Below are 24,810 nucleotides of genomic sequence, written 5' to 3' on the forward strand. Positions count from 1 at the left end.
TATTATTCTCCCCTTTCCGCATATAATTTTCGATAGCTATCAATTGTGCTGGACAACTGATAGTATTTTTCCACTCTTAAATAACCGTTATGTCCATATACTTTTCGCTTTTCGGGATGGTCCCGGAACCATTCCAGATAATAGGCAACCTTTTCCGGTGAAACAGGCGGAACGACAAAACCGCACGGACCAAATTCATCATCACGTCCGTTGACCAATTCGCCGCATGAGCCGACATCGGTCACAACGCAGGGAATGCCGGAAGCCATTGCTTCGAGGATAGCCAGAGGCTGTCCCTCTGAAACACTTGTCAGGACCACAACATCTGTATTTTTTAAATAGTCACTGACTTCCACCTTGCCTCTCATGAATACGTGCCGGTTTAAATGCAGATTAGCAATTAATTCCCGGCATTCACTGACGTATTCAGGTTCTTCCGACTCTGAACCGAGCAAATTAAATTCAAAGGATATCCCTTTATCTGCCAGGATCTTTGCACTGTATATCATCGTTTTTACATCTTTTATGGGAACAATGCGAATAACGGCAGATATGGTCAGCCTTCCATTCTCTGTTTTCTCAGCTCGGACAGATTCGTATTGGCTAAGTTCAACGCCGTTTGGAATGATTTTAAGCTTCTCAGTGGGCGCCCCGGATTCCCGTTGATGGACACTATTTCTGCCAAAAAGTGTGATCACATCCCTTGCCTGCGCGTAGGCTTGCCGTGACAGATGATAGAAGAAGGAGATCCAGTGACTTTTATATTCAATCGGAATCCAGTCCGCTTGCAGAATTTCCTCTTCTCTTTCACGTGAATAAATGCCATGCTCCGTCAGAATGAAAGGGATGTTCTGGTCCGCGCTGATTGAGGTAGCAAGCAAACCGCCATAACCTGTTGAAACGGAGTGAATCAGGTCAAAATGTTTAAATTTAAGTTGAACTAATTTAATGACGGGGGAAAATAATGACCGCCACATCCAGAAGTAGTCGGAAAACGGACTGCTACTCTTTTCCTGTATATAACTCTCCCTAACGATCCGATAAAAAGTTCTGCTGCTGAGAAAACCTTCGGGCGAACCCAGTTTACCGGCCTCGCCAATGATTTTGACCGCATGAATATCAGTCGATTGGAAGGTAAACCAGTTTTTGATCAGATCTTCATCATCTGAAGATAAAGACGAGGAAAATTCTTCACTCTTCTTCTCACCCTGTAAGGGGATGATCACCAGATCATTAAGATTGACCGGGAGAATATAATGGGAATCTTCCCTCTTCTTTGGAGAGGGAACAATCGCAATGACTGTAAAATCATGTTCCGGGAATTTTCGGATCATCATTTGCACCCAGTTGGCTACTCCTCCGCTGACAAACGGGTAGCTTCCTTCAACAACTAATCCGATCTTCATCTCTGATCACCCTTAATCTGCAGAATAGCCTCAGGTTTTGACAAATGAACATCATATAGGGCATCGCCCAGTTTCGTCACCTCTCCGAAACTGAATTTTCCTGTATCCAGCTTCTTTCCCTCCTCGACATGCACGATGACTGAAGACTGAACCGGTATGCCCTCATAAGAAAGATAGATAATGTTTTTGCTGTAAGTCGCTATGATTTTCCCCTGAAAATAATGTTTCATGATCGTTGTTGCTTCGGTCTGTGTCATACTCTTAATCTGAGGATAGTATTTTCGGACTCTGCCTGCAATGTTCGCGTATCCCTGAGAAAGCTGTTTCCAGTTCATATTTCCTGAACGTGTCGGGTCCAGCACGTCGTCGGGATGAACGAAATGTGAAACGACTCCCAGATTTGCAGCGGCATCTGCCATGGCATACTGATCTCCTACGTTCAACCAATAACCGCTAGTCACCCTGGGATACATAAAAATCTTCGGATGCTGTTTGTCATAACCGAATTCCGTCACGAGGCTGCCGTCTGCTGTTGTCCCAAGATAATTTGAAGAAACGGTTTCAATATTTGGAGCATACTTGCTGAGTGCATCAAGTCCGGTCTTATTCATAATATCAGACGGCGGAACATACACCTTTATTTTATTTTTCGGGAAAAACTGATGCACTAATTTCTGCAGGGCAACAATTGACTGCCCCATATACTGTTCATTTTTCCAGCTAACGTAGTTCAGACTTTTGTCCACGGGATCACTTTTAAGAAGAAGCGGCTGATGATTAAATCCATGGATGCCCAGTTCACCACCCATCGAAAGATTTTCCCAGCCAAAGTAAAGATAAGCGTTACGGTCGAGCTGGGAAAAATCCGGGAAGGGAGGCTTTACTATTTTCTGGTAGGTACCTATTGCGACCGTTGTATATTTTATGTGGTCCCTGATGGCAATTTTTTTCATTGTCGGCCACCAGTCGTTTTGGTAGAAATCTTTGACGGTCATTTTCTGCCCCGTAACTTTCTTATTTAGCATTGAGTCTGGTGCCGGCGCAGGAAAGTCGTCGATGAACATTGTTTGCGCGCCCACCTGCCCTGACACAAATGCGGGAAAAACATGTCCCAGAGACTGAACGAACATACCGCGCGACATCTTGTCATCCATGGCTGTTGTATTCCAGAAAAGCACTTTTCCCTTGCCATAATTATTAGTCCACAATATTGGAAGGTTCTGCGCCGTAATAAGTGTATCTGTCGTGCGACGATTGAGTTCGATTTTCAATGAGCTGTGTACGGCAACATTGGAACTTTCAGGGACTTCAGGATATCCGGGGAAAAGCATTTTTTTGAAATGAAGTCCCCTGACGGTTGTAAAATTGTGATTCGCAGTTACTCCCATCAATTTGTACCATGATGAGTCCATATAGAATCGGTTCGCAAAAATAAGCCTTCCCCCATTTTCCACAAACCGGTCAAGAGCTGCCTGATGCAGGATTCCCGGCTTTTCACCGTATAAAATAATTCCATGATATGGATCAGCCTTAAGACTTTCTATTTTCTCAGGCTGGATGACTTGATATGAAACCTTGGCATATTTCATAGCCGTCATCGTATTTTTCATAATCTTATTGCCTTCAGGATCCTCCGGCTGAACGATATACAGCTGAATGCTTTCTCCTTTCTGAACAGAAGCGGAAGCGGTTAGCATCCGGACTTTCTGAGAGGGAATCACCTGTCGGTCACCGAATTGGCGGTAAAAAGCGTCGGAGCGTAAATAAAGGATGGCTGAAATAACCCCCAAGAACACTATTCCGATAATTAATATGAACCATCCAGGCCTTTGTTTCATACCTTACGCCCCCAATTGCCTGACAAATTCCCTATATTTATCCGGAAGTTTCTCTATTTCGGTATGTTCGTTTAATTGGTCAACAACTGAATATAACTGGGACCACGCATTATTTTTGAAATAGACTTCCAGCAAACCCACATATCCGAAATAAAGATCAGGAAAATCGTGCACCATCTTTAAGCATTGGAGCTCAGCTTTGTCCCATTCCCCATTTCTGATATATAGCATCTCTAATTGGTAGTACAGTGTTGCATTTTTCGGAAAATACTTAATAGCATAAACAAGAAACTGATAAAATTCTCTGATCAATGATTTCTCTTGTCTGAGTGGGAGAATCCCGCTCGACAGAAAATGGGAATAAAGCAGGGACAATTCAGCGGCTGTTTCCTCTAGACGGTGGTTTGTGAATACTTTTTTTAATTCGTTGATCTGTTTGCGGTATCGGTCGCTGAGTACATTGATCGTGGTTGCCGCATAATGGACTGTCTCGGCATCATTTTGATTGACCGCTTTCCTAAGCATGCCGCCCTCATTCGCTACACTCCCTGAGCTCAACTGGACGATCAGTTTCTTCTGCAAATCAGTGTCATCCAGTTCAAGGCCTGAAGAGAAAGAGATAAGGCTCCTGTCGTGAAGGGCTTCGGCGCGTATATGTTCGTAATTGACAAGATCAGATGAAATATATTCCAAGTATTCCTCGGCCCAGTTCGTTTTTTTGTGAAACCTGTCGGCCATGATTAACAGAACTGCGATCAAAAATCCGGCAGGCGGGCAGGCATAAGCAAGAATCAGGCAATAATTGTAAAGCCCCTTTTTATCATGCGAGGCTTTTTTCTTGAGGGCATAGAAAAACAGTCCCGTCAGTAAATAATAAACAATGAGCAGTATATAGAGATCAGTCAAATGATCACCTCTGCGTAGCCGAGCAGCGCCTTCTGAATGCGCCTTTCAATAGCTTTTCTATATTGCTCATCCGTTCCCGGGAGCAGGATCATAAGCTTCTGATTTTCCATGTCAAAACCGACGTAATCAATAATTTCACGCAACTGTTTCTTCAGAATATCGTCAACTTCGGCAAGATTATATTTCTCCAAATGGCATTCAAAAGAGACATAGGGATAATTCAGCTGCTCATGCCGTTTTTTCTCTATTTCAAGCAGATAGTTAAATTCCGAGGCCAGATAAATGTTCGTACCCTCATACTTTCTCTTGTTGATACTTGATTGATAGATTCCAGACGCGTTCGCCAGGCGGTCCCCCATCCATTTGAGCATCCAGACAAACAATTCGAAGTTTTGCGAAGAAATAGTATCAAAATCAATTTGTCCTAACACGATCAGATAGCGAACTTCATCTTGAAAAACCACGGGACCTGCAAGAATCGGAGCTTTTACAGGATCTTTGCGTGACCTGAAGAATGCTTTCTTTTGTTTCAGCGATTTCAGGATCACTTCCGGAGCGTGTTCGGCAAAAATAGTCTGCGGCAGGATTTCCGAATCATGCTCGGAACTGAGTTTCAATCTAAGCGTCATTTCTGAATTGCCAACAAAATAGATTCCTATTTTAGAAGCATGAAGATACTCTTTCATCACTCTGATACTTTCATCAAGAACGATTTCCGGATGATTGTGGCTGAGCGCCTTGTATATGTTATAAATCTTGGACAGCTGATTGTCTGATTCAAGAATTTTGCTTTTCAGTTCTTTTCTGGTTTCGTCTAAGAGTGATACTGTCTCTTTCAGATCCTGATTTTCAGACTGCAGCTCCTCGTTGTTATGATGGAGATCTTCATAACGTTCCCTCTGGGATGTGCTCCACAGCCCGCAGCATATCGCGGTTACCAGAAGAAAAAGCCATTGGAACCATTGAGTCTGTAAATAGAAATAAGGTAGTATGGGCTGTCCCGTAAAGACGCCCTTTGACAGAGTGTAGCAGACAGACTCAAGGAAAGCCAGGAGGCCAATATAGATGCCATATCTGTTCGAGAAGATCATGACCAGGAAAACCAGAACCAGATATTCGAAAAAGAAAGAGGAGAATTGAAAAGATACAGTCAAGCATCCCAGCAAAAGAAAACAAACGGTAGGCTCTATTATTTTCAGAAATATGTTGGATTGTTTAAAAAACATAATTGTTGCCATCTTCCCGACCATTTTTTTATTTCTTAATACCCAATACTGATATCCCGTTTTCATTCTCTCATATTCATCAATGGGATACCAGCAAGATTTTTGTAGTAACTGATCGTTTCGATCAAACCGCTTTCCATCTCAGTCATTGGATCCCACTGCAAAATACGTCTCGCCTTGCCATTGTCCAGAGCACTGTCCTTGATGTCTCCTGCTCGGGCGCTCTGATAGCTGATCTCAGATGTGCGGCCGGATAATTTCTGCAGCAGCGCAATTAACTGATTGATTGTGATCCTATGCATGGAACTAATATTAAAAGTATCCAAATCTCCGTGAAGAACAGCCTGTACATTTGCTCTCGCCACATCACGGACAAACACGAAATCCCGTGTTTGCTGACCGTCGCCGAATACTGTAATTGGTTCGCCTTTGACGAGTCTATCAACAAAAATACTGATAACTCCCGACTCCTTTGACAGATTCTGCCTCATACCGTAGACATTAGCATATCGGAGGATCGTGTAATTCAAACCGTACGATTCACTGAACATACGGATGTATTGCTCAGCGGTATATTTCGAAAGTCCGTAGAAAGAAATAGGATGCAGCTCAGTGTTTTCCTCCAGGGGAATCCTGTTGCTTGTTCCATAAACCGCCGCGGACGAAGCATAGATGAACTTGGCAACATGATACTTGACACACAGCTGCATAAGATTAATAGTACCCTGCACATTTATTCTGCTGTCTAAAAGTGGATATTTCTGTGAATAACCAACTGAAACCTGTGCCGCCTCGTGAATGACGACATCCGGTTTCTCTTTACTGAATACGCGTTCAATATCTGGTGAACATACATCCATATTGTAGAAGGAAACACCGTCGGGAATGTGTTTGATGCTCCCTGTCGACAAATTATCAATGACAACCGGGCTCCATCCATTTTTAATGACTTCCTCAAGAATCGTCGAACCGATAAATCCCGCACCGCCAGTGATTATAATTTTCATAAACCTTCACCCTTTTTTGAAATTTCCATAAGTACGACAAATTGTTGAAAAATGTTATATTTTTTGACACAAATTATACAACGTTAAACTATACTATTTCTGAACAATCTATCCCGACTAAGTCTATGTACTCAATCATGAAAATATTTTTAGCACTCTCTAATGCTGATCAAAGCGAAACATAAAATTTTCTTGATCATTTCCATAGGCTTGCGTCCTTCCATTGCACGGAGAGAAAGTCCTCACATAGACCCTGCCATGGGTCAGATCAAACCCCATGACCCGTATGAATCCCTCCCCGCCATTGACCGACTGATAGTCGGAGAGAATCTGCGTGACCCGCCGGTCCGGTTTTCCGTCCCCATTATCATCAAAAATGTCCGTTTTTCGCGCTGCCCCGGAATAATGTCCGTTAAGCACCAGGCGCACATTGGCATTCCCACGGACAACTTTCCTGAAGATCATCTGTCCTTCCTGCGTCCTGTTGCCATCTTTGTTTAAGTAATCATGGACGAAAAGGATCGCCGTCCGATCCGGATAGTTCCGAAGCACCTTGTTCATCCAGGCGGTTTCACCTTCACCGATCCCCCAGCCCATGCCCAGCATGATAAATTTGCGGCCGGAGACATTAATCAGATCATAGTGCCCTTTGTTCTTTTGGTAAGAACCGCCGTGCCACGGATCGGACCGGTATCTGTTTGTCCCGAAAAACCGGCTAAAGGACGCATAATTATCAGGGGTTCCTACATCGTGATTACCGGCAATAATGCCATATGGAATTTCTGCCCGCTCAAACAGACGCATCGCTTCAGAAGCTCTCTCCCATTGAGAGTCTTCGGTCATATTATTCACAATGTCGCCAAGATGAAAGACATAGTTCAAGTTCAATGTCTTCTGATTCGTGACAAACCACTGATTGATTTTATTAAATGTTTCAGGATAGGATTTGCTGTAGAACTGTGTGTCGGGGAGAACGCCAAAAGTAAAATCGATGGAATCGATACCTTGGAAGAGTGGATGCAGAACTTTTTTGCTGAACGATTCCTTGCTCATCCCAAGTACCGCGGATGGATCATGGTAAAAGGTATCCCCACCGGATTCCACTACGGGGCTTTCAATGATGGCGGGTTCAGCCAAAACAATGTGTTCGGCCGCCAATGTCCGAACAAGCAAATTTTCAGGGTAAAAAAAAAGGCACAGGATGAAAATGATAATACCGACTGCCCGCATTTTTCGTGATCCAAATTTATTTTTTCCCCGGAAGTATCTCAATACGGACCGCCCCTTTGTTCAAATCAGCCACGTTATTATGTCCCCTTTTTTGAAAAAGTTGCAGACTTTTTTTGAGGCTTTGCCGGTATCTTCAGTTGTCCGGATACGGAATATCGTGTATTCTTACCTTAATTACTGAAAAGAACGGACATAATAAAAGTAGAGGAAAAGATGGGGGAAACGCATCGTGCCGAACGTGGAATTAAATTCACTTGAAGAGCAGCTGATCGGATATCGGAGACAACTGCATCAAAAACCTGAACTCGCTTTTGAAGAAATTGAAACGACCGGATCGCTGAAACGATGGCTTGATGAAGCATCCGTCAGAACCGTGGATCTGCCATTAAGTACGGGGGTTCTCGCCATTATCGGTGGAAAAAAACCGGGTCCGGTGATTGCGCTGCGTTCAGACATTGACGCATTGCCGATTCAGGAACAGACAGGATTGCCTTATTCTTCGAAGGTACCAGGTAAAATGCATGCGTGCGGCCACGATGTCCATATGGCTTCCATTCTGGGTGCGGTACTGCTGCTGAAGGAACAGGAGGAAGAACTTGGAGGAACGATCAAAATCATCTTTCAGCCGGCTGAAGAGAACGGATGCGGCGCGGTCAAAGTTCTGCAGACGGGCGTTCTGAGCGACGTGCAGGCGATCTGCGGTATGCATATTATGCCGAATCTTCCGGTTGGGACGATTGGTATAAAATCCGGTCCGTTGATGGCGGGGGTCGACCACTTTATCATTGACATTGAGGGGACCGAAACCCATGGGGCAGTCCCTGAGAAGGGCACAGACACGATTGTCGCTGCCGGCCAAATCATCGCCGCGCTGCAGACAGTCATCAGCCGCAACATTTCTCCCCTTGATCAGGCACTGATCAGTGTGACGCGGGTGCAAGCCGGTAATACGTGGAACGTCATGCCGCAGCGTGCACAGCTCGAAGGCACTGTCCGCACATTCCGTGGGGAAGTCCGGGACAAAATTGAGAAAAGAATGAAAACAATTGTCGAGGACGTTGCCCAAGCCTTCGGTACCACAGGTAAGCTTGACTATATTCGGCTCGGGCCACCGGTCGTCAACGACTCTCGTCTCGCGGACCTGGCGGAGAGCGTCGCCCATGCATCCGGGTTGAAAGTGATCAATCCCGAACTCACAACAATTGGTGAAGACTTTGCGGAGTATCAGAAAAAAATGCCGGGCGCCTTCTTTTTCATGGGTGTTTCCGGAAATTCAGATCTTCATCATTCAGATCTAATTATCGACGAGCGTGTGATCATGTATGGAGCCCGTTTTTTCTCAGCTTTGGCAAAGCAACTTTTAAGTAAAATGAAATAAATAATAAAAGAGCCACATACACCGAGGATGTGGCTGCTGCGTATTCATTCAGATTCCAGTAAATCTTAAGCATCTTCTCTTGCCGTGCTGATATAATAAATAATATCCTCCGGACGTTGGAACAGCTTTTTCCGCTGATAATAAGCGCGCATCGAATCGCCCTCCAGCTCGTCGAAGCTGACCAGATTCAATTTGTTTTTATCGGCAAAAGACTGGATTGCGGACATCATTGTTTCAGCAACAATCACTAAAGTCGGGCGGTCACTATCGACGGGCAATGCTATTTTCCCATTGAATTCTTCAAACATCGCATATCGATTCACAATAAACCCTCTCTCTGATCAAACCCAATCGTTTTTTTCATTAGTTTATTCGGCTGGTGGACAAACATTCTGACTCTATCCATTGATCAAAAAGAAAAAGACCCGCCGGATGGCAAGCCTTTAAAAGATTCTGATGTAATTTTTCAGGATAAGCGGACTTTAAAATTATCGTAGGAAAACTGCCTGACGATACGCAAGCCGTCTGTTTCGTTAAAAGTGGCAATGGCCGGAAGCGCAATGCCATTGAAGGTATTATTTTTAACCATTGAATAGATGGCCATGTCACAGAAAACGAGCCGGTCACCGACATGCAGTGGCCGATCGAAAGAGTAATCTCCGATCACGTCACCTGCCAGGCAGGTCGGCCCGCCGAATCGATAAGTATGAGTCCGTTCGCCGGGCTTCCCGGCGCCGATAATTTCAGGACGGTACGGCATCTCCAGAACATCAGGCATGTGGCACGTCGCCGATGTATCTAAGATGGCAAGATCCATCCCGTTATGTGTGACATCCAGCACCGTGCTGACGAGATACCCTGTATTCAGCGCCACGGCTTCTCCAGGTTCAATATATACGTCCAGCCCGTATTTGTCCTGCATCATCCCGATACAGCGGATCAGCCGCTCAATATCATAATCAGGCCGGGTGATGTGATGTCCGCCGCCAAAATTGATCCACTTCATTTTTTTCAGATACTTGCCAAATTTCCGGTCGACCGCCTGAAGTGTGTGCTCCAGAGCATCTGAATTCTGCTCACACAGTGTGTGGAAATGAAGGCCATCAATGCCATTCAGCTCGTCCGGGTTGAAATTGGTTTCAGTAACACCCATTCTGGAGAATGGCGCGCATGGATCATACAGTTCCGTCTCCACTTCCGAATATTCCGGATTCACGCGGATACCGCACTCAATTTTTTTCGGCGCCTGCTTCACTTTTTCCCTAAAATGTGCCCACTGGCTGAATGAGTTGAACACCACATGATCGGCGTAATTCAAAATTTGTTCAAAATCCGTGTCGCTGTAGGCCGGTGAGTAGACATGCACCTCTTTGCCCATCTCTTCATAGCCGAGGCGCGCTTCGTAAAGTGAACTTGACGCCACGCCGCTCAAATATTTTCCAATCAGCGGATACAAGGAAAACATGGAAAAGGCCTTCTGAGCGAGCAAGATTTTACAGCCGGTCCGGTCCTGAACCGATTTCAGTATCTCGAGGTTTTTTATCAGCAGGCGCTCATCGACCACGTAGCTGGGAGAGGGCGCCTGATTAAAGTCCAGGTTCATCGGCAACCCCCTCACTTGACCAATTCAGGCACGAAGCTTTCATGCCACGGCAGGCCGAACCGGTTCAGTGCATCCATGAATGGATCCGGATCGAATTCTTCGATGTTGTAAACACCCGGCTTTTTCCATTTGCCGGTCAGAACCATTTCAGCACCGATCATCGCCGGTACACCGGTTGTATAGGAGACAGCCTGTGAGCCGACCTCCTTGTAGCACTCCTCGTGGTCACAGACATTGTAGACGTAGTAAGTCACCGGCTTGCCATCCTTTTCACCCTGGAAGATGCAGCCGATATTCGTTTTGCCCTTCGTCCGCGGGCCAAGCGATGCGGGATCCGGAAGGACCGCTTTAAGGAATTGAAGCGGAACGATTTGCTTGCCTTCGAAATTAATCGGTTCGATTGAGGTCATACCGACATTCTGCAATACCTCAAGGTGTGTAAGGTATTTTTGTGAAAAAGTCATCCAGAATCTTATTTTTTTAATACCCTTAATATTCAGAGCCAATGACTCCATTTCTTCATGGTGCAGCAGGTAGATGTCCTTAGGTCCGATCTGAGGGAAATTATAAACCTGCTTGATTGACATCGGGTCGGTTTCAATGAACTTTCCGTTGTCGTAGTAGCTGCCCTTGGCGGTAACTTCACGTATATTAATTTCCGGGTTGAAATTCGTCGCGAATGGATAGCCGTGATCACCGGCATTGGCGTCAAGAATATCAATCTGGCTGATCGTATCAAAATAATGTTTCTGCGCGTACGCAGAGAAGACACCCGTTACACCGGGATCAAACCCGCTACCCAGAAGCGCTGTGATTCCCGCTTCTTTAAAACGCTCGCGGTATGCCCATTGCCATTTATATTCAAATTTGGCCGTATCTTCGGGCTCATAATTGGCAGTATCAACATAATCCACTTTTGTTTCAAGACAGGCGTCCATGATGGTCAGATCCTGATAAGGAAGCGCGACGTTAATCACAATATCCGGCTGAAATTTTTTGATCAGCGCAACCAGTTCCGGAACGTTATTGGCATCGACCTGTGCAGTCTGAATTTTTGTTTTGCCCCCGTCCAGCCCCTGTTTCAACGCCTCGCACTTTGAAACCGTCCGGCTTGCAATGCAGATTTCTTCAAAGACATCCGGATTCTGGCAACATTTATGTACAACGACACTCGCCACGCCGCCTGCTCCGATAATTAACGCTTTTCCCATTATCTAACGCCCCCCTGGGTAATTTCATTGTAAAAATTAGTGTTTTACCAGCCACTTTCGCCGTTTTACCAGCCACTTTCGCCGTTTTACCAGCCACTTTCGCCGTTTTACCAGCCACTTTCGCCGTTTTACCAGCCACTTTCGCCGTTTTACCAGCCACTTTCGCCGTTTTACCAGCCACTTTCGCCGTTTTACCAGCCACTTTCGCCGTTTTACCAGCCACTTTCGCCGTTTTACCAGCCACTTTGAGCGCAGGAGGCCAGCCGAGCTCACTCGTCTGACCACTGCGCTCAAAGCTTATCTGCCTGGTTCGACTTCTTCGAGCAGTGTCTTGACGTAGTTTGGCAAAGCGAACGCACCGATATGGATTTTCGGATTGTAGTAGCGGGTTTTCAGCCCCAATTTCATCCACGCCGATGCATCAAAGTCCTCAGTCGGATGATATTTTTTTGAGGCGAATCCGAACAGCCAGTGGCCGGACGGATAGGTCGGGATGTGCGCCTGATAGACGCGGCTGACCGGAAATGAATCGACAATCCGTTTGTGGGCGCGCTGCATAGCGATGGCATCAACAGGATAGAACGGGCTCTCCTGCTGGTTGACCATCAGGCCGTCTTCTTTCAGTGCTTTAAAGCAGTTGCCATAGAACTCTTTTGTAAAAAGCCCTTCTCCTGGCCCGAACGGATCGGTTGAATCGACGATAATTAAATCATATACATTTTCTTCAGCCCGGACAAATTTCAACCCATCCTCGTAGTGGATCGACACCCGGGGATCATCCAGCCGGCCGGCGGTCTGAGGCAGGTACTTTCGGCACACATCGACCACCTGCCGGTCAATCTCAACAAGGTCGATCCGCTCAATTCCCAGGTAGCGTGTCAGTTCACGCACAGCGCCACCGTCTCCGCCACCGATCACCAGTACTCTTTTCGCCAACGGATGAACCGCCATTGGCACATGGACAATCATTTCATGATAGATAAACTCATCCTTTTCCGTGAGCATCATGTATCCGTCAAGCGTCAGAAATTTACCGAATTCCGGTGAGTCAAAGATATCAATCCTCTGAAATTCACTTTGTCCGGAGTAGAGTTGCTTGTCGACCTGAATGGAAAATTTGACATGTTCCGTATGTTTTTCCGTAAACCAAAGTTCCAAGCTTATCCCTCCCTGATCACTTGTATCCTGTTCACCTGGCTGTCCTGCGTACCTGTCAGGAAGCAGCCTTTTTTCTTGGCATAGTGTATGTATTCAAGAATCTCGTCCGTAACTTTTTCACCGGGCGCGAGGATCGGGATGCCGGGCGGGTAGCACATCACAAACTCGCTGCAGATCCGGCCCGAACTTTCTTCAAGAGGGAGCGATTCGCTTTCCGCATAAAAAGCGTCCTGCGGCGCGAGCTCAACCTGCGGGCGGATGTATTCCTGACTGAGCATCCCCGCTTTGTCCTTAGCATAGCGCCTTTTGATTTCAGAAAGGGACGAAACAAGCCGCTCCAGGTCCAGAATTCGGTCGCCGATCGAGATATAGGCAAGAATATTTCCGATATCGCCGAACTCGATCTGAATATCATACTCGTCGCGAAGCAGGTCGTAGACTTCGATACCTGCCAGCCCGATATCCAATGTGTGAACCGACAGCTTGGTGACATCAAAGTCAAAAATTGTGCTGCCATTAACCCGTTCTTTGGAAAAAGCGTAGTATCCGCCAATCTTGTTGATCTCCGTCCGTGCGTATTCCGCCATCGCGCTGACTTTATGAAAGATCTGCTTCCCATGAAGCGCCAGATTGCGGCGTGAAATATCCAACGATGAAATCAGCAGATAGGAGCCGCTCGTTGTCTGCGTCAGATTGATAATCTGGCGGACATAGCCTTCACTGACCCCGTTGTTTATCAGTAAAAGTGAACTTTGAGTCAGCGACCCGCCAGATTTATGCATGCTGACTGCGGCCATGTCGGCGCCGGCTTCCATGGCCGTCATCGGCAGATCTTCACTGAAATAAAAATGAGTGCCGTGCGCTTCATCGACCAGCACGCGCATCTGATGGCGGTGTGCCAGATCCGTGATCGCCTTCAGATTAGAGCAGACACCGTAGTAAGTCGGATTGTTCACCAGTACAGCTTTGGCATCCGGATTCTCCTTGATAGCCAGTTCCACATCCGCTAGCGACATTCCAAGCGAAATGCCCAGTTCCCGGTCCATACCCGGATTAACGTAAACCGGTACCGCCCCACTCAGAATCAGCGCGTTGATGGCGCTTCGGTGCACATTCCGGGGCATAATAATTTTTTCCCCGCACTTGCAGACGCTCATCACCATACTCTGTACAGCAGAAGTGGTGCCGTTGACCATAAAAAAGGCGTGCTCCGCCCCAAACGCGTCAGCCGCCAGCTCTTCGGCTTCCTTAATCACCGATACCGGGTGGCAGAGATTATCCAGCGGCTTCATCGAATTGACATCGACAGTGAGACACTGCGCGCCTAGAAACTCGGTCAATTCCCTGTTTCCCTTACCCCGCTTGTGTCCGGGGACGTCAAACGGAACGACCCGCATCGCTTTGTATCGGTTCAGCGCCTCAAGAATGGGCGCTTTTTCTTGTGAAAAACGGTTCATTTTCAGCATCAGTCTCCATAGTTCTGTCGTTCACGCGGCAGCGCGCTGTCTTATTTTAATCGAAAATATTGGCTCCGCTGAAAATTTCAATCATTTCCCTGCGAAGGCTACTGCTGATTTTCAGCCGTTCTTTCGGTGGAATTTCCAGCACATCGCGGTTAAAGAGATAATTCTGCAGCTCCGGTTCTTTGATCAGCATTTTTGTATGAAAAAGATTCGCCTGGTAGACGTTAATATCCACCGCGTCATATTTATCGAGTGTTTCCGCATCAATGTAGTCCTGAATGGACGTCATCTTGTGATCCATGAACAGCTTCTTCCCATTCACGTCCCGTGTAAATCCGCGTACGCGGTAATCCGCGGTAATAATGTCGGAGTCAAAACTGCCGATCAGATAGTTTAGGGTGTTGAGCGGTGTGATCTCGCCGCACGTCGCTACGTCAATGTCAACCCTGAATGTCGCTATCGCATTGCCCGGATGAAACTCGGGATAGGTATGCACCGTGACATGGCTTTTGTCGAGATGTCCGACGACTGTATCACGGCCAGTATAATTGTCAAGATTGCCGAGGTTGCAGGAACGGTCAATCTGATCTTTCGAAAATTCCTGTTCGGCGATCAGAATGGTGACGCTTGCGCCCTGGGGATCGTAATCCTGCTTGCTAATGTTCAGGACGTGCGCACCAATCATCTCCGTCACCTGGCAGAGTATATGGGTCAGCCTTTCTGAATTGTACTGTTCATCGATGTAAGATATATAATCACGCTGCTCACGCTCGCTCTTCGCATAGCAAACATCATAAATGTTGAAGCTCAGTGCCTTTGTGAGGTTGTTAAAGCCGTACAATTTCAGCTTATTTTCCAACCCTATCCTCACAGCCTTTCTTTTGATCGGGATCTGAAGAAACGATGAATTACAATATTCAGGGGAAATACAGTGAAATGGATGTATAACTTTCTGTGAGCGGAGAAATACACTAGTGATTCTCCGAAATTCTTTGTTTTTCTTATTTTTTCTATAAAAATTCAATTTTAATTATATACAGAACAAGGGTTAAGTCAAGTTAAAAAATTGCGCAGGCCTGCTTACCGCATGCTGCCCGCGCTTGTGATTGTTTCATATTCCGAGTCGCCTGCGACCCGGTCCAGCATTTCATCGAAGATCGCATCCCAGTCTTTGGCCCTTGCCCGGTCACGACGCCTGGACTGCAAATCTTCATGATTTTCCAGTTGCTCCATCTGCTGGCACTCCCGCACAAAAACATCGGGATCATCCGTAGCAAGCGAGGCATAAACACCCTCTTCATTGTATTTCTGCGTCGACGGCAGATTGACCCCGACCGCTGGTTTCCCAGCCGCCAGAAATTCAAAAAGCTTCAACGGAAAAACCGCCTGATTATAGGGCGATGGTTTGTACGGCATGATTCCTATGTCCACCAGATTCATATATTCGGGAACTTCGGCCGGCGGAACACTACCGATCCAGAGTACATTTTTTTCGTAAAGCAGCTCGTGGAAAGCCGGATCCTGTCCCGTTCCGTCGGGACCGACAAACAGAAAAAGCCAATCCTTTTTTTTCGCGGCGGCCGCACGGATCAGGCGAAAATCGAGCTTTGGTTTAATGCCTCCGATATATCCCAGCACTGTACCGCTGAAATTTTCGGGAAGGACGTTCAAAGCCTGCTTGTTCCCGGTGAACAAGTCGTACTCCACACCATTTTCCATCGTAAAGATCCGGGAACATTTATCAATCTGGACCTTTTTCATCACCTGTTCATGCAGATAATCCGAGGTACAGAAGATCAGATCCGCCCGATTGATAATCCGCTGTTCCGCCCGGGATACCACCCATTCACGCATCAAATATGCGGGGGAAACTCTGCCTCCGATCGGCGCGGCCCAAAGATCGCTGCAATCATAGACAACTTTGTCCCATGGAAAAAGTTCTGAAAGCAGCGGGAATTCAGGGCAGGTATACCATAAATAAAATTCGGACTGGCCACTCATTGAAAAAAGCTTTGAAAGGAGCGTCCGCAATTTGAGCCTGTAAAAAAGATCCACAAACCGTCCGAACCGGAACATCCGGTTCGGCAGAAGATCCTGAACCACATACTGGCAAACGCCATTTTTCAGGATGCTAAAACCGGTGGGCTGGCTGTCCGGCGTCGGGCATACCCATATAACCTCACGGGTGTCCGGCTGCTTCTGTAGGAAATCAGCCAGCCTGTGACGCCTGTATCTCAGGGCGTCCTGCCCCCACATTCCCGTCGCGACAATAACGTGTATCTTCTTCATCGTCTAACCTCCTGATTCAAAAGCGCTTGATCAGCGCGTGTGCCGCATAATGGCAAAAATACCAGCAGGAAAGCAGCACAGGGAGTTTTTCCACCTGGCGGTAAACAAACCAGGTTTTACGCGCGGCCTTCCATTTATTTCCGGATAGAGATGTTTTTCCGCTGATCCGGTATTCGGAGAGTGTCTCATTCAGGCCGTATGCGACGATTCCCTTTTTTAATAACCCAAGCCAAGTCGCCAGATCCTGTCTGGAACGAAGGTCGGGCATCCTGAATTGCCCAGTTCTCTCCCTGTCGACCATAACCGTCAGACAACCGACAATCGTGTTTTTAAGCATATCTTCATAGGTAATCTGTGCAGGAGCCTGAATCACTTTGTGGAGCGATTCGCCGTCCTGACTGATGTATTCGTAGCCGGTGAACGAGAAAGCATACCCATTTTTCTTCATAAAATTCAATTGTTTCTCCAGCTTTTCAGGCTTCCAGCAGTCATCGCTGTCGAGAAACGCGATGTAACGTCCTCTGGCCAGATCCAGTGCTGCATTTCGCGCGGCTGCAGCTCCACTGTTTTCAGTCAGAAAAACGGTATGGATCCGTTCATCTGCAAATTCGGCAGCAGCGAGCTTCATCCGCGTCTGATCTGTAGAGCAGTCGTCGACAATGATCATTTCCCAGTCCCGAAAAGTCTGTCCGAGTACCGATCGAATCGTCGCTTCAACCGTTTTCTCTGAATTATAAGAAGGGGTGATGATCGAAACTTCCGGACCGAAGGGGAGCATCAGCGTCTCCCTTCTCTTTCTCTGACAAATTCAGGAAAAGCGACCCATACAAAGATCAGCGTGATACCCAGAACAACGCCCAGAACCGCGCGTTTCTTCGGCGTGAATGAACTAGTGCCTTTGATGACACCAGGTTGGGCGGCTTCCAGAAGCTCTGCAGGCTTCATTTTAATTTTATCCGACCCAAGCTGGTAAAGGAATCGTTGTTTATCAACGGCACTGCTTTCATTGGTTTTCGACTGGGTGACTGCCTGGATGGACTGATCGGTCAGCGCCATCCTTTTCTGATACTGTTCCTGATCATTTTTCAAAAAGGCGTTGGCGATTCGGTTGGCTGTGTCCGCAGCCTCTGTTTTAGATACTCCGGTATATGTCACCTGCACAAGATTTCCTTTGAGTGAGGTAACATTAATATGTGACAACAGATTCTGCTGCTGACTATTCCATAGATCCGGCAAATTTTTTTGATAGAACGGACCGTTTGAGAGAAGCTGAATCACAGGTTCAGGGGTATTAAGATCATAGTTCCAGTATTTTCCGAGTTGGACAGTGGCGCTTGCCTGATAAGTGGACGATCCGTGCACCGCAGGCATCAGCCAGCCCGCCACTCCGAGAATAAGCGGAATGGCAATGAAAATCAGCATATGTTTTTTCAATCGTTCTGAGATTCTTCGTATCACGTTCATCTTTTTACTCCTCCGGGTTTAACTTCATTCAATCGTCTGTCTCTTTGAAGGACGGATACCAGCGTCACCACAAAACCGAGGAAAACCCAATGAAAATAAAGGTTGCTCACTGAGCTCGGACTGATGCTTGATACAAGGAAAGCAAGCTGCCCCGCCAAGGCACCCTCAATCAGCATTTTTTGGTTGCGTTCCTCAACTCTTTGGCGCATACGGTACAGACTCACAAAGAGGGCGGTGTACATCGCCAGATAACCGGCACCAATCAGAAGGCCAAAATTTCCGGTGATTTCTGCCAGCCAGTTGTGCACTTCATATATATGATCCGTATTAAATAAAGGCCGGTATTCCAGATAATAAGAGAGATTGCCGGCTCCGACACCAAAGCCATATGTGTCCGCCAGATAATGCGCCGTGCTTTGCAGAAAATGCATGCGCACCACATTTGAGTCGGTGGTGCCATAAACTGAAAGGTCGGGTTCCTCGGTAAAAAAAGCGATCAGCTTAGAGACGATCTTGCCTGAATAGAGCAGAACCCCGCCGGCTAGAAGCGCGGCCGCCGCAATCGCACTGTACTTTTTGAATTTGCCGGGAAGAAACATAAAAACATAAAAAGCCAGTCCCGCCGCAATCGCGAGCAGGCTCGCGCGTGAATCGGTCAGAAAAATAATATAGAGGGAAAGTGCGGACAATGCCAGGGTGAGTACCCTGTATCCGCCCTTTTCCGCATTTTTTGCATACGAGAGATAGAAAAAGAATGAAATGGTCAGCAATGTTGCAAAATCATTCTGATTGGTAAACACTGCAGTCGGGTAATCAAGCTTGTATGCCGATCCGCCATACAACGAAGACGTTGGCAGCTGAAATCCGGTAAAATGGTTCACCAGGCCAATAACAAGAAGAGCGGCCGTCATAAACATCCAAATGGCGTAAAATACGGTCAGCTGCCTGATTTTTGTAAAAGAAAAAACAGCGAGAAAAATAAAGGCGATGCCGATTCCAAGGAGGAAAAGGTACTTCACTCCGTCAATAACCGATTGCGCCCAGAGCAGCGAGATACTTCCGTAGGCCATCCAGAACAGTAAAAAGAACAGAACGCCTTTGACATAGATCTGATCCCAAAGATCGTGAAGCCCTTTCGCGCCGTTCGCTTTGACCAATAAAATGATCAGCGCCACAATCAGCATCAACCTGTAAATAAAGAGTGAAAAGAAACCGACCTGCACGCTCAACAAGGATTGATTTAAAAAGGTTGTGGCAATAAACAGGTACATAGTGCTGACAAATACCTGCCCGCCCAATTCCGATGTTTTGATATAAAGGCAGGCGCAGATCAGAGCCCAAGTCCAGCAGAGAAAAAAAATCAGGTGGACCGGGGCGGATCCAGCGAGGCTGACTCCCACCAGCCCCGCGAGCAGAACCGCGAATAGTCCCGTTGTCTTCCCTGCCGACAGGTTAATATGATTCATCTTTTAATCCCCTGTTTTTCTTTAATAAATATATAGGGCTTATAATTAAAGGCTTTGTTAGACTTGTCTGCTCTTTTTCGCTTCAGGCACTCGCTTGGTACCCTCGCTGCGAGGCCAGAAGGTTCACTGATCCCGCAGAGTCACGTGCACCTTCCGCTCCATTAACGGAGAGACAGAATCAACATTGAATCGAAACAGAGCCTAAATTAAAGAGCCGCATTTCTTCCGCTGACAATACCCAATGTCTCCCGCAGACCGCTTACGAGGTCAAAACAAGGCACCCAATTCAGTATCGATTTTGTTTCTTCGTTCGATAACGTGCTGTCACGGATATCACCTTGACGCTCCGGCCCGTAAAGCACCTCAATGTCCGAATGAGAGACAGCCTTCATGATTTCAAACAGCCGGATAATGGATACCGAAGTTGCGGAAGAAACATTCGCGCAGAAGCTATTTTCAACGCGCAGTGCGGACACGGCGGCAGCAGCCACGTCTTTTACAAAGATAAAGTCCCTTGTCTGCTTTCCGTCCCCGTAAATCATCGGCGGCGTCCCTTTTCTGATACGGTCCGCGAAAATGGAGACCACACCGCCCTCTCCCTCGGCGTCCTGCCTCGGTCCATAGACATTGCTGAAGCGCAAAATGCCGTAGGACAGATGATGAAATTTATCGAACATCTTCAGATAATTTTCGACAGTCAGCTTTGTCAATCCGTAGGGCGATTCGGGCTCTGCCGGATGGCTCGTAAGCACCGGCAGTGACTTTGGATTTCCGTAAACAGCCGCCGACGATGAAAAGACGACCTTTTTAACACCTGCACTATTTGCGGCGTTAATCACATTGAGTGAACCGACGACATTGGTCCGAGCGTCGAGCAGCGGGTCTTTCACTGAGCGAGCGACACTCACCTGTGCCGCCAGGTGAATAATAAAGTCCGGTTTCAATGACTGGATCAAATTAATGACCGCCGGATCCGCAACATCGCATATATACAATTTAACCGGGAGCCCCGCAATGTTCTCGTGATGACCTGATGAAAAGTTATCGATCACGGAAACTTCGTAATCACGCCGGATCAGTTCTTCGACAACATGGGATCCGATAAACCCCGCCCCGCCTGTAACAATCACTTTGTCCATCAGAATTCACCTTATTCCCTATAGTTCCTTACAGGCTGTTAAAACCTCATTATTTACGAGATCTCTAACCTCTAATAAATACTGTTTTGCATTGTTTTTTATTCTCACATTGGAGATTGTCCGATTACTCCGCATCGGCTCAGTAGGCTGATTAACGCGCGCCTTCTCCGGTCAGAAGCACGCGAATTGTTTTGATGATGATTTCAAAATCCAGTTTCGGTGACAGTTTGCGGATATATTCCAGATCGTACACCAGTTTTTCCCTTGGCGAGAGATCATAGCCTCCGCTGACCTGCGCGAGTCCCGTCAATCCAGGCTTGACCATCAGCCGGTTTTTAAATCCCGGTATATCGCGTTCAAACTGTTCCGTAAAAACCGGACGTTCGGGGCGTGGCCCGATCAATGACATATCGCCTCTCAGAACCGAGATGAGTTGAGGCAGTTCGTCGATACGTGTCTTCCGGATCAGACGGCCGACCCTGGTCACCCGTGGATCATGCGCTTCCGCCCATTTCGCGCCGGCCTTCTCCGCATCAATCCTCATTGATCTGAGCTTGACCATCCGGAACTTTTTCCCATCCTTGCCGACCCTCACCTGAGAGTAAAAAGCGGAGCCCGGCGTTTCAATCATGATCAATATGGAAAAAATCACAATAAGCGGCAAAGCCACGATCAACCCTACGGCGGACAAAAGAATGTCGCCCGCCCTTTTCAGGTGTAGATAGGATTCAGCTCCCGCAGGAAGCACGGTTTTCGGCATCATCATGACCGCATAGCTATTGTCCATCTTCATCTGTTTTTCTGCATTCACGAAAGGCCACCTCTTTGCCCATTCATTTCTTCTTCAGTACATCTTTCAATTATAATTAGAGGATGTATAGAAATCGTGGTGATTAGTTAAAGGTTTTGTAAAGAGGGTTCTGCGGCAATTGGCTGCAGGTGAGGTGGCCTCATTACCTGGCTCAATGGCTGCCTGCTCCGATCCCAGCTTTCCGTACAAAGCCCCTTTATAATCATTCCCTGTATTGCAGGGAGAATATACTTCGTGGACGGTAAACCGGGGAGCGTCTTGAACAGATGGGCGGCAAAAAAATGAATTACGTTTAAAATTTGTTATGGAACTATAAAGATTAAGTAAAGCTGGTATTGAGAATGGACAAAAAGCCTTGAAGCTCCAGAAACTTCGCTGTACAGTGTTCAGAGGTATCACATTCCTGAGCTCCGTTAGAGGTGCTGGATAAAGTGATTAAGGAGGAAAGCAGCAGACTGGCGTTTGCTGCTCTATATTAATGAAAGCATTTATCAGCAAATTCATCGGTTTTTCAATCGGGCCTGTGGTTGGCGCGATTCTGTCTTTTATTACTATTCCTTTAACAACCTACTTTGTGGTTCCCAGTGAATATGGAAAGGCAAGCATGTTCATGACCTTTCAGATGATCTTTGCCACATTCCTTTTTCTGGGGCTGGATCAGGCCTACACCCGCGAGTATCATTCGACTAACAATAAGCTTAATCTGTTTCAGAACGCGCTGATGCTGCCCCTGATTCTCGCTCTTTCCGTTTTGCTTATTACTGTGGCGTTTCCCGGTGCAGTATCATCTGCACTATTCGGAAGTTCCAAATACCAGGCGCCCGCCGTTTTGTTTGGCGTAATGATCATCTTCATGGTGCTTGAACGTTTTATCCTTCTGTCTTTAAGAATGCAGGAAAAGGCCATCGAATATTCTCTGCTCAATATTTTTGTTAAGTTTGCGGCCCTGGTCCTCACATTTGTCTTTGTTTTTTTTATTCGACGCGATTTTTTGGCTGTTGTCTACTCAACGGTTTTTGGGCAGATTTTTGGCGACCTTTTTTTACTGGCACGATACCGCGGTTTATTCAATATGAAATCTTTCTCACTTGACAGAGCTCTGATCAGAGGAATGATTGTTTTCGGTATTCCCATTGTCGTCGCTACTTCTCTTTCCAGCCTGCTTAATTATATGGACCGTCTGATGCTTTGGACCTGGAGCACTTTTTACCAGATAGGTATTCTTACAGCGACATGGAAAATCGCCGCCGTCCTGTCCATCATTCAGACAAGCTTCACCAGTTTCTGGGTGCCGACTGCCTATCGCTGGTACAGTGAAGGGAAAAACATCAGATACTTTAAAATAGTGAGTGACGCCATCCTTCTAGGGATGTCCATTCTGGCTCAGGCCGTTCTCATTTTCAAAGGGCTCATTGTCACCATTTTATCTTCCGGTTACGCGGACGCGCGTTTTATTATCGGATTTCTTTGCCTTCAGCCGGTTATCTTCACGGTGAGCGAAACCACTTGCCTCGGCATCGTTTTTTCAAGGAAGAGTTATTTGACCATCTGGGTTGGTCTGATCGCCCTTGTACCCAACCTCGTGATCAATATTCTGTTGGTTCCGAAGTTTGGAGCCGTCGGTACTGCAATAGCAACGGCAGTTTCTTATATCTTTTTCTTCATGGCAAGAACCTATTTCTCCGGAAAAAATGGAATGAAGTTCAGCGTGTGGAAGCATCATCTTGTGTTTGTCGTCCTTCTGATCAGTGCCTCATTGAATCTGCTGCCCGTAAAAGAAATGCCCTTGATCAACCTCGGTATGCTGGTCTTCATTTTGCTCATTCAGTGGGCAACCATCCGACAAATATGGGTTCTGTCCCGAAGAAAAAGCGTGACCGAACCGGACCGACCCTGATTATTAAAAAAGGTTTTTAAAAACCTGACTGTCGTTCAGTCAGGTTGATTTTTTGATCTCTTCTTCAAAAAGATCGATCAGCTTTTGATTTTGGACGTGGATGTTAAATTCTTCAGAAACGATCCTGCGGGCATTTTCTGCAATCTCCGGCCAGTTTTCCGGATGTTTCATAATCTGCTCGATCGTATAGGCCAATCCCTCCGTGTCCCTTTCCGCCACCAGAAAACCATTTCTTTCGTTATGTATCAGTTCCGGGATGCCGCTGTGAAAAGTGGAGACGACAATCTTTCCCATGGCCATTGCCTCCATCAGCTGCACTGGAATCCCTTCCATATCACCGTCATCAGCGATCACGCTCGGTGCCAGCACGATCTGGGCGTCTTTCATGATCTCAATCCATTCTTCCTGCGTCTTCCAGCCGGACAGGCGAATATGATCACCCAGATGATTAATTGAAATGAGGCCTTCCATTTTTTCCTTCATCGGACCGTCGCCAGCGATCTCATAAGAGACGTTATAGCCCTTTTTGATGAGCTGGGCTACAGCGGCAATCGCGTACTCCAGGCCTTTTTTCTCGACAAACCGCGCGGCCGATACAATCCGGAGCACACGGCCGGGATTTGCGGGATGGCTGTCAAACTTTTTCAGATCAATGCCCATGCGGTGAATGATGATGCGGTCAGGATCCGCGCCAAGACTGACGCACCGCTTTTTCCAAAAATCACTGATCGGAAGCAGAACGGCCGGTGAATGGAACAGACTATCATAGGCATTCACTCCTTTTTCATTCACGTAGCGCAACATGTCGTAGCCATGAAAAGCGGTGAAAAGTTTTCCCTTGAGCAGTCCCATTTCGATGCATTTCTCCGCCAGAATGCCATTCGGTCCGAAATGAGCCATAATAATTTCACGATCAGACAGATCCACGTGGTGCAGTGTACGGATCAGATAAATTAGATTGGGGTACCTGATCAAATCTTTGAGAGCAACGTGTTCGTCGCCTCTTCCTGAAAAAAATCGGGACGCCTCCAGGCAGATCAGGTTTCTAAAAATACTCAGTGCCTTCCACGCTTTGCCGCTTTTTCCGCCCCTGTCATAGTAAACGGTCTTTTCGTCCAGACTATAGTTCAGCACATCCTCATGAACCCGCTGTCCGGGAGCCCTTCTCTTAGCGATGATCTTCACATCATGCCCGGCCTCAATGAGACCTGTGATCTGATTGAGAATAAAAGTCTGAGATAATTTCGGAAATTCTCCGACAAAAAAAAGAATCTTCATGTTCACTCTTCTCCATCTGTGATGGCAGTGTCATCTTCAG

Annotated in this window: 22 protein-coding genes; 2 read left to right on the top strand and 20 right to left on the bottom strand. The window is 46.8% G+C overall.

All coding sequences use genetic code 11. The features are described 5' to 3' along the window. Window positions 1-2: 2 nt before the first annotated feature. The 6 genes from pelF to E4665_RS08010 form a co-directional block, all read right to left on the bottom strand. Window positions 3-1,406 carry a GT4 family glycosyltransferase PelF gene (pelF, locus tag E4665_RS07985; protein WP_135348266.1) on the bottom strand — a complete coding sequence of 468 codons (1,404 nt, stop codon included), beginning with the start codon at window positions 1,404-1,406 and terminating at the stop codon, window positions 3-5. Next, window positions 1,403-3,244: a DUF2194 domain-containing protein gene (locus E4665_RS07990; protein ID WP_167815155.1), complete on the bottom strand. Its 1,842-nt coding sequence runs from the start codon at window positions 3,242-3,244 to the stop codon at window positions 1,403-1,405. Before E4665_RS07990 ends, pelF begins: the two co-directional genes overlap by 4 nt. A 3-nt stretch (window positions 3,245-3,247) precedes the next feature. Beyond that, window positions 3,248-4,150, bottom strand: a complete 903-nt coding sequence (locus E4665_RS07995) for a hypothetical protein (protein WP_135348267.1) — start codon at window positions 4,148-4,150, stop codon at window positions 3,248-3,250. After that, the gene (locus tag E4665_RS08000) at window positions 4,147-5,304 is read right to left on the bottom strand and encodes a nucleoside-diphosphate sugar epimerase (protein WP_135348268.1); all 1,158 of its coding nucleotides are present in this window, start codon (window positions 5,302-5,304) and stop codon (window positions 4,147-4,149) included. The genes E4665_RS07995 and E4665_RS08000 overlap by 4 nt, the downstream gene beginning before the upstream one ends. A gap of 134 nt (window positions 5,305-5,438) precedes the next feature. After that, window positions 5,439-6,383, bottom strand: coding sequence for an NAD-dependent epimerase/dehydratase family protein (locus E4665_RS08005; protein WP_135348269.1), 945 nt, complete (start codon window positions 6,381-6,383; stop codon window positions 5,439-5,441). 159 nt (window positions 6,384-6,542) lie between these two features. After that, entirely contained in the window at window positions 6,543-7,655 is a 1,113-nt protein-coding gene (locus E4665_RS08010) for a metallophosphoesterase (protein ID WP_241654744.1), read from the bottom strand. A gap of 187 nt (window positions 7,656-7,842) precedes the next feature. Between E4665_RS08010 and E4665_RS08015 the strand changes: the two genes are divergently transcribed. Further along, window positions 7,843-8,991 carry an amidohydrolase gene (locus tag E4665_RS08015; protein ID WP_135348270.1) on the top strand — a complete coding sequence of 383 codons (1,149 nt, stop codon included), beginning with the start codon at window positions 7,843-7,845 and terminating at the stop codon, window positions 8,989-8,991. A gap of 65 nt (window positions 8,992-9,056) precedes the next feature. Here E4665_RS08015 and E4665_RS08020 read toward each other — a convergent pair whose 3' ends face one another. The 13 genes from E4665_RS08020 to E4665_RS08080 form a co-directional block, all read right to left on the bottom strand. Next, window positions 9,057-9,314, bottom strand: coding sequence for a hypothetical protein (locus tag E4665_RS08020; RefSeq protein ID WP_135348271.1), 258 nt, complete (start codon window positions 9,312-9,314; stop codon window positions 9,057-9,059). Window positions 9,315-9,457: 143 nt separating this feature from the next. Beyond that, complete coding sequence (nspC, locus tag E4665_RS08025) at window positions 9,458-10,594, bottom strand: carboxynorspermidine decarboxylase (RefSeq protein ID WP_135348272.1); 1,137 nt, start codon at window positions 10,592-10,594, stop codon at window positions 9,458-9,460. 11 nt (window positions 10,595-10,605) lie between these two features. Continuing rightward, entirely contained in the window at window positions 10,606-11,805 is a 1,200-nt protein-coding gene (locus E4665_RS08030; RefSeq protein WP_135348273.1) for a saccharopine dehydrogenase family protein, read from the bottom strand. Continuing rightward, on the bottom strand, window positions 11,750-12,049 hold the full coding sequence (locus E4665_RS08035) for a hypothetical protein (RefSeq protein WP_135348274.1): 300 nt from the start codon (window positions 12,047-12,049) through the stop codon (window positions 11,750-11,752). Before E4665_RS08035 ends, E4665_RS08030 begins: the two co-directional genes overlap by 56 nt. A 53-nt stretch (window positions 12,050-12,102) precedes the next feature. Further along, window positions 12,103-12,963, bottom strand: coding sequence for a polyamine aminopropyltransferase (speE, locus tag E4665_RS08040; protein WP_135348275.1), 861 nt, complete (start codon window positions 12,961-12,963; stop codon window positions 12,103-12,105). A 2-nt stretch (window positions 12,964-12,965) separates the two neighbouring features. After that, complete coding sequence (locus E4665_RS08045; RefSeq protein ID WP_135348276.1) at window positions 12,966-14,420, bottom strand: aminotransferase class I/II-fold pyridoxal phosphate-dependent enzyme; 1,455 nt, start codon at window positions 14,418-14,420, stop codon at window positions 12,966-12,968. A gap of 55 nt (window positions 14,421-14,475) precedes the next feature. Continuing rightward, complete coding sequence (gene speD, locus E4665_RS08050) at window positions 14,476-15,285, bottom strand: adenosylmethionine decarboxylase (RefSeq protein ID WP_206663567.1); 810 nt, start codon at window positions 15,283-15,285, stop codon at window positions 14,476-14,478. 221 nt (window positions 15,286-15,506) lie between these two features. Then, window positions 15,507-16,715, bottom strand: coding sequence for a teichuronic acid biosynthesis protein TuaH (tuaH, locus tag E4665_RS08055; RefSeq protein ID WP_135348278.1), 1,209 nt, complete (start codon window positions 16,713-16,715; stop codon window positions 15,507-15,509). A 16-nt stretch (window positions 16,716-16,731) separates the two neighbouring features. Then, complete coding sequence (tuaG, locus tag E4665_RS08060; protein ID WP_135348279.1) at window positions 16,732-17,493, bottom strand: teichuronic acid biosynthesis protein TuaG; 762 nt, start codon at window positions 17,491-17,493, stop codon at window positions 16,732-16,734. After that, the gene (locus E4665_RS08065) at window positions 17,493-18,179 is read right to left on the bottom strand and encodes a hydrolase (RefSeq protein ID WP_135348280.1); all 687 of its coding nucleotides are present in this window, start codon (window positions 18,177-18,179) and stop codon (window positions 17,493-17,495) included. The genes tuaG and E4665_RS08065 overlap by 1 nt, the downstream gene beginning before the upstream one ends. Then, a complete protein-coding gene (gene tuaE / locus E4665_RS08070) occupies window positions 18,176-19,645 on the bottom strand; it encodes a teichuronic acid biosynthesis protein TuaE (protein ID WP_135348281.1) in 1,470 nt (489 codons plus the stop codon). Before tuaE ends, E4665_RS08065 begins: the two co-directional genes overlap by 4 nt. A gap of 206 nt (window positions 19,646-19,851) precedes the next feature. Then, complete coding sequence (locus E4665_RS08075; RefSeq protein WP_135348282.1) at window positions 19,852-20,784, bottom strand: NAD-dependent epimerase/dehydratase family protein; 933 nt, start codon at window positions 20,782-20,784, stop codon at window positions 19,852-19,854. Window positions 20,785-20,935: 151 nt separating this feature from the next. Beyond that, entirely contained in the window at window positions 20,936-21,550 is a 615-nt protein-coding gene (locus E4665_RS08080; RefSeq protein ID WP_422067248.1) for a sugar transferase, read from the bottom strand. A 523-nt stretch (window positions 21,551-22,073) separates the two neighbouring features. Between E4665_RS08080 and E4665_RS08085 the strand changes: the two genes are divergently transcribed. Next, the gene (locus E4665_RS08085; protein WP_135348283.1) at window positions 22,074-23,492 is read left to right on the top strand and encodes an oligosaccharide flippase family protein; all 1,419 of its coding nucleotides are present in this window, start codon (window positions 22,074-22,076) and stop codon (window positions 23,490-23,492) included. 39 nt (window positions 23,493-23,531) lie between these two features. On the opposite strand, the gene E4665_RS08090 is transcribed toward E4665_RS08085, so the two are convergent. Further along, window positions 23,532-24,770, bottom strand: a complete 1,239-nt coding sequence (locus E4665_RS08090; protein WP_135348284.1) for a glycosyltransferase — start codon at window positions 24,768-24,770, stop codon at window positions 23,532-23,534. Between the last annotated feature and the right edge of the window lie 40 nt (window positions 24,771-24,810).

Origin of the sequence: Sporolactobacillus shoreae, from assembly GCF_004684935.1 — a bacterium.
GTDB lineage: Bacteria > Bacillota > Bacilli > Bacillales > Sporolactobacillaceae > Sporolactobacillus > Sporolactobacillus shoreae.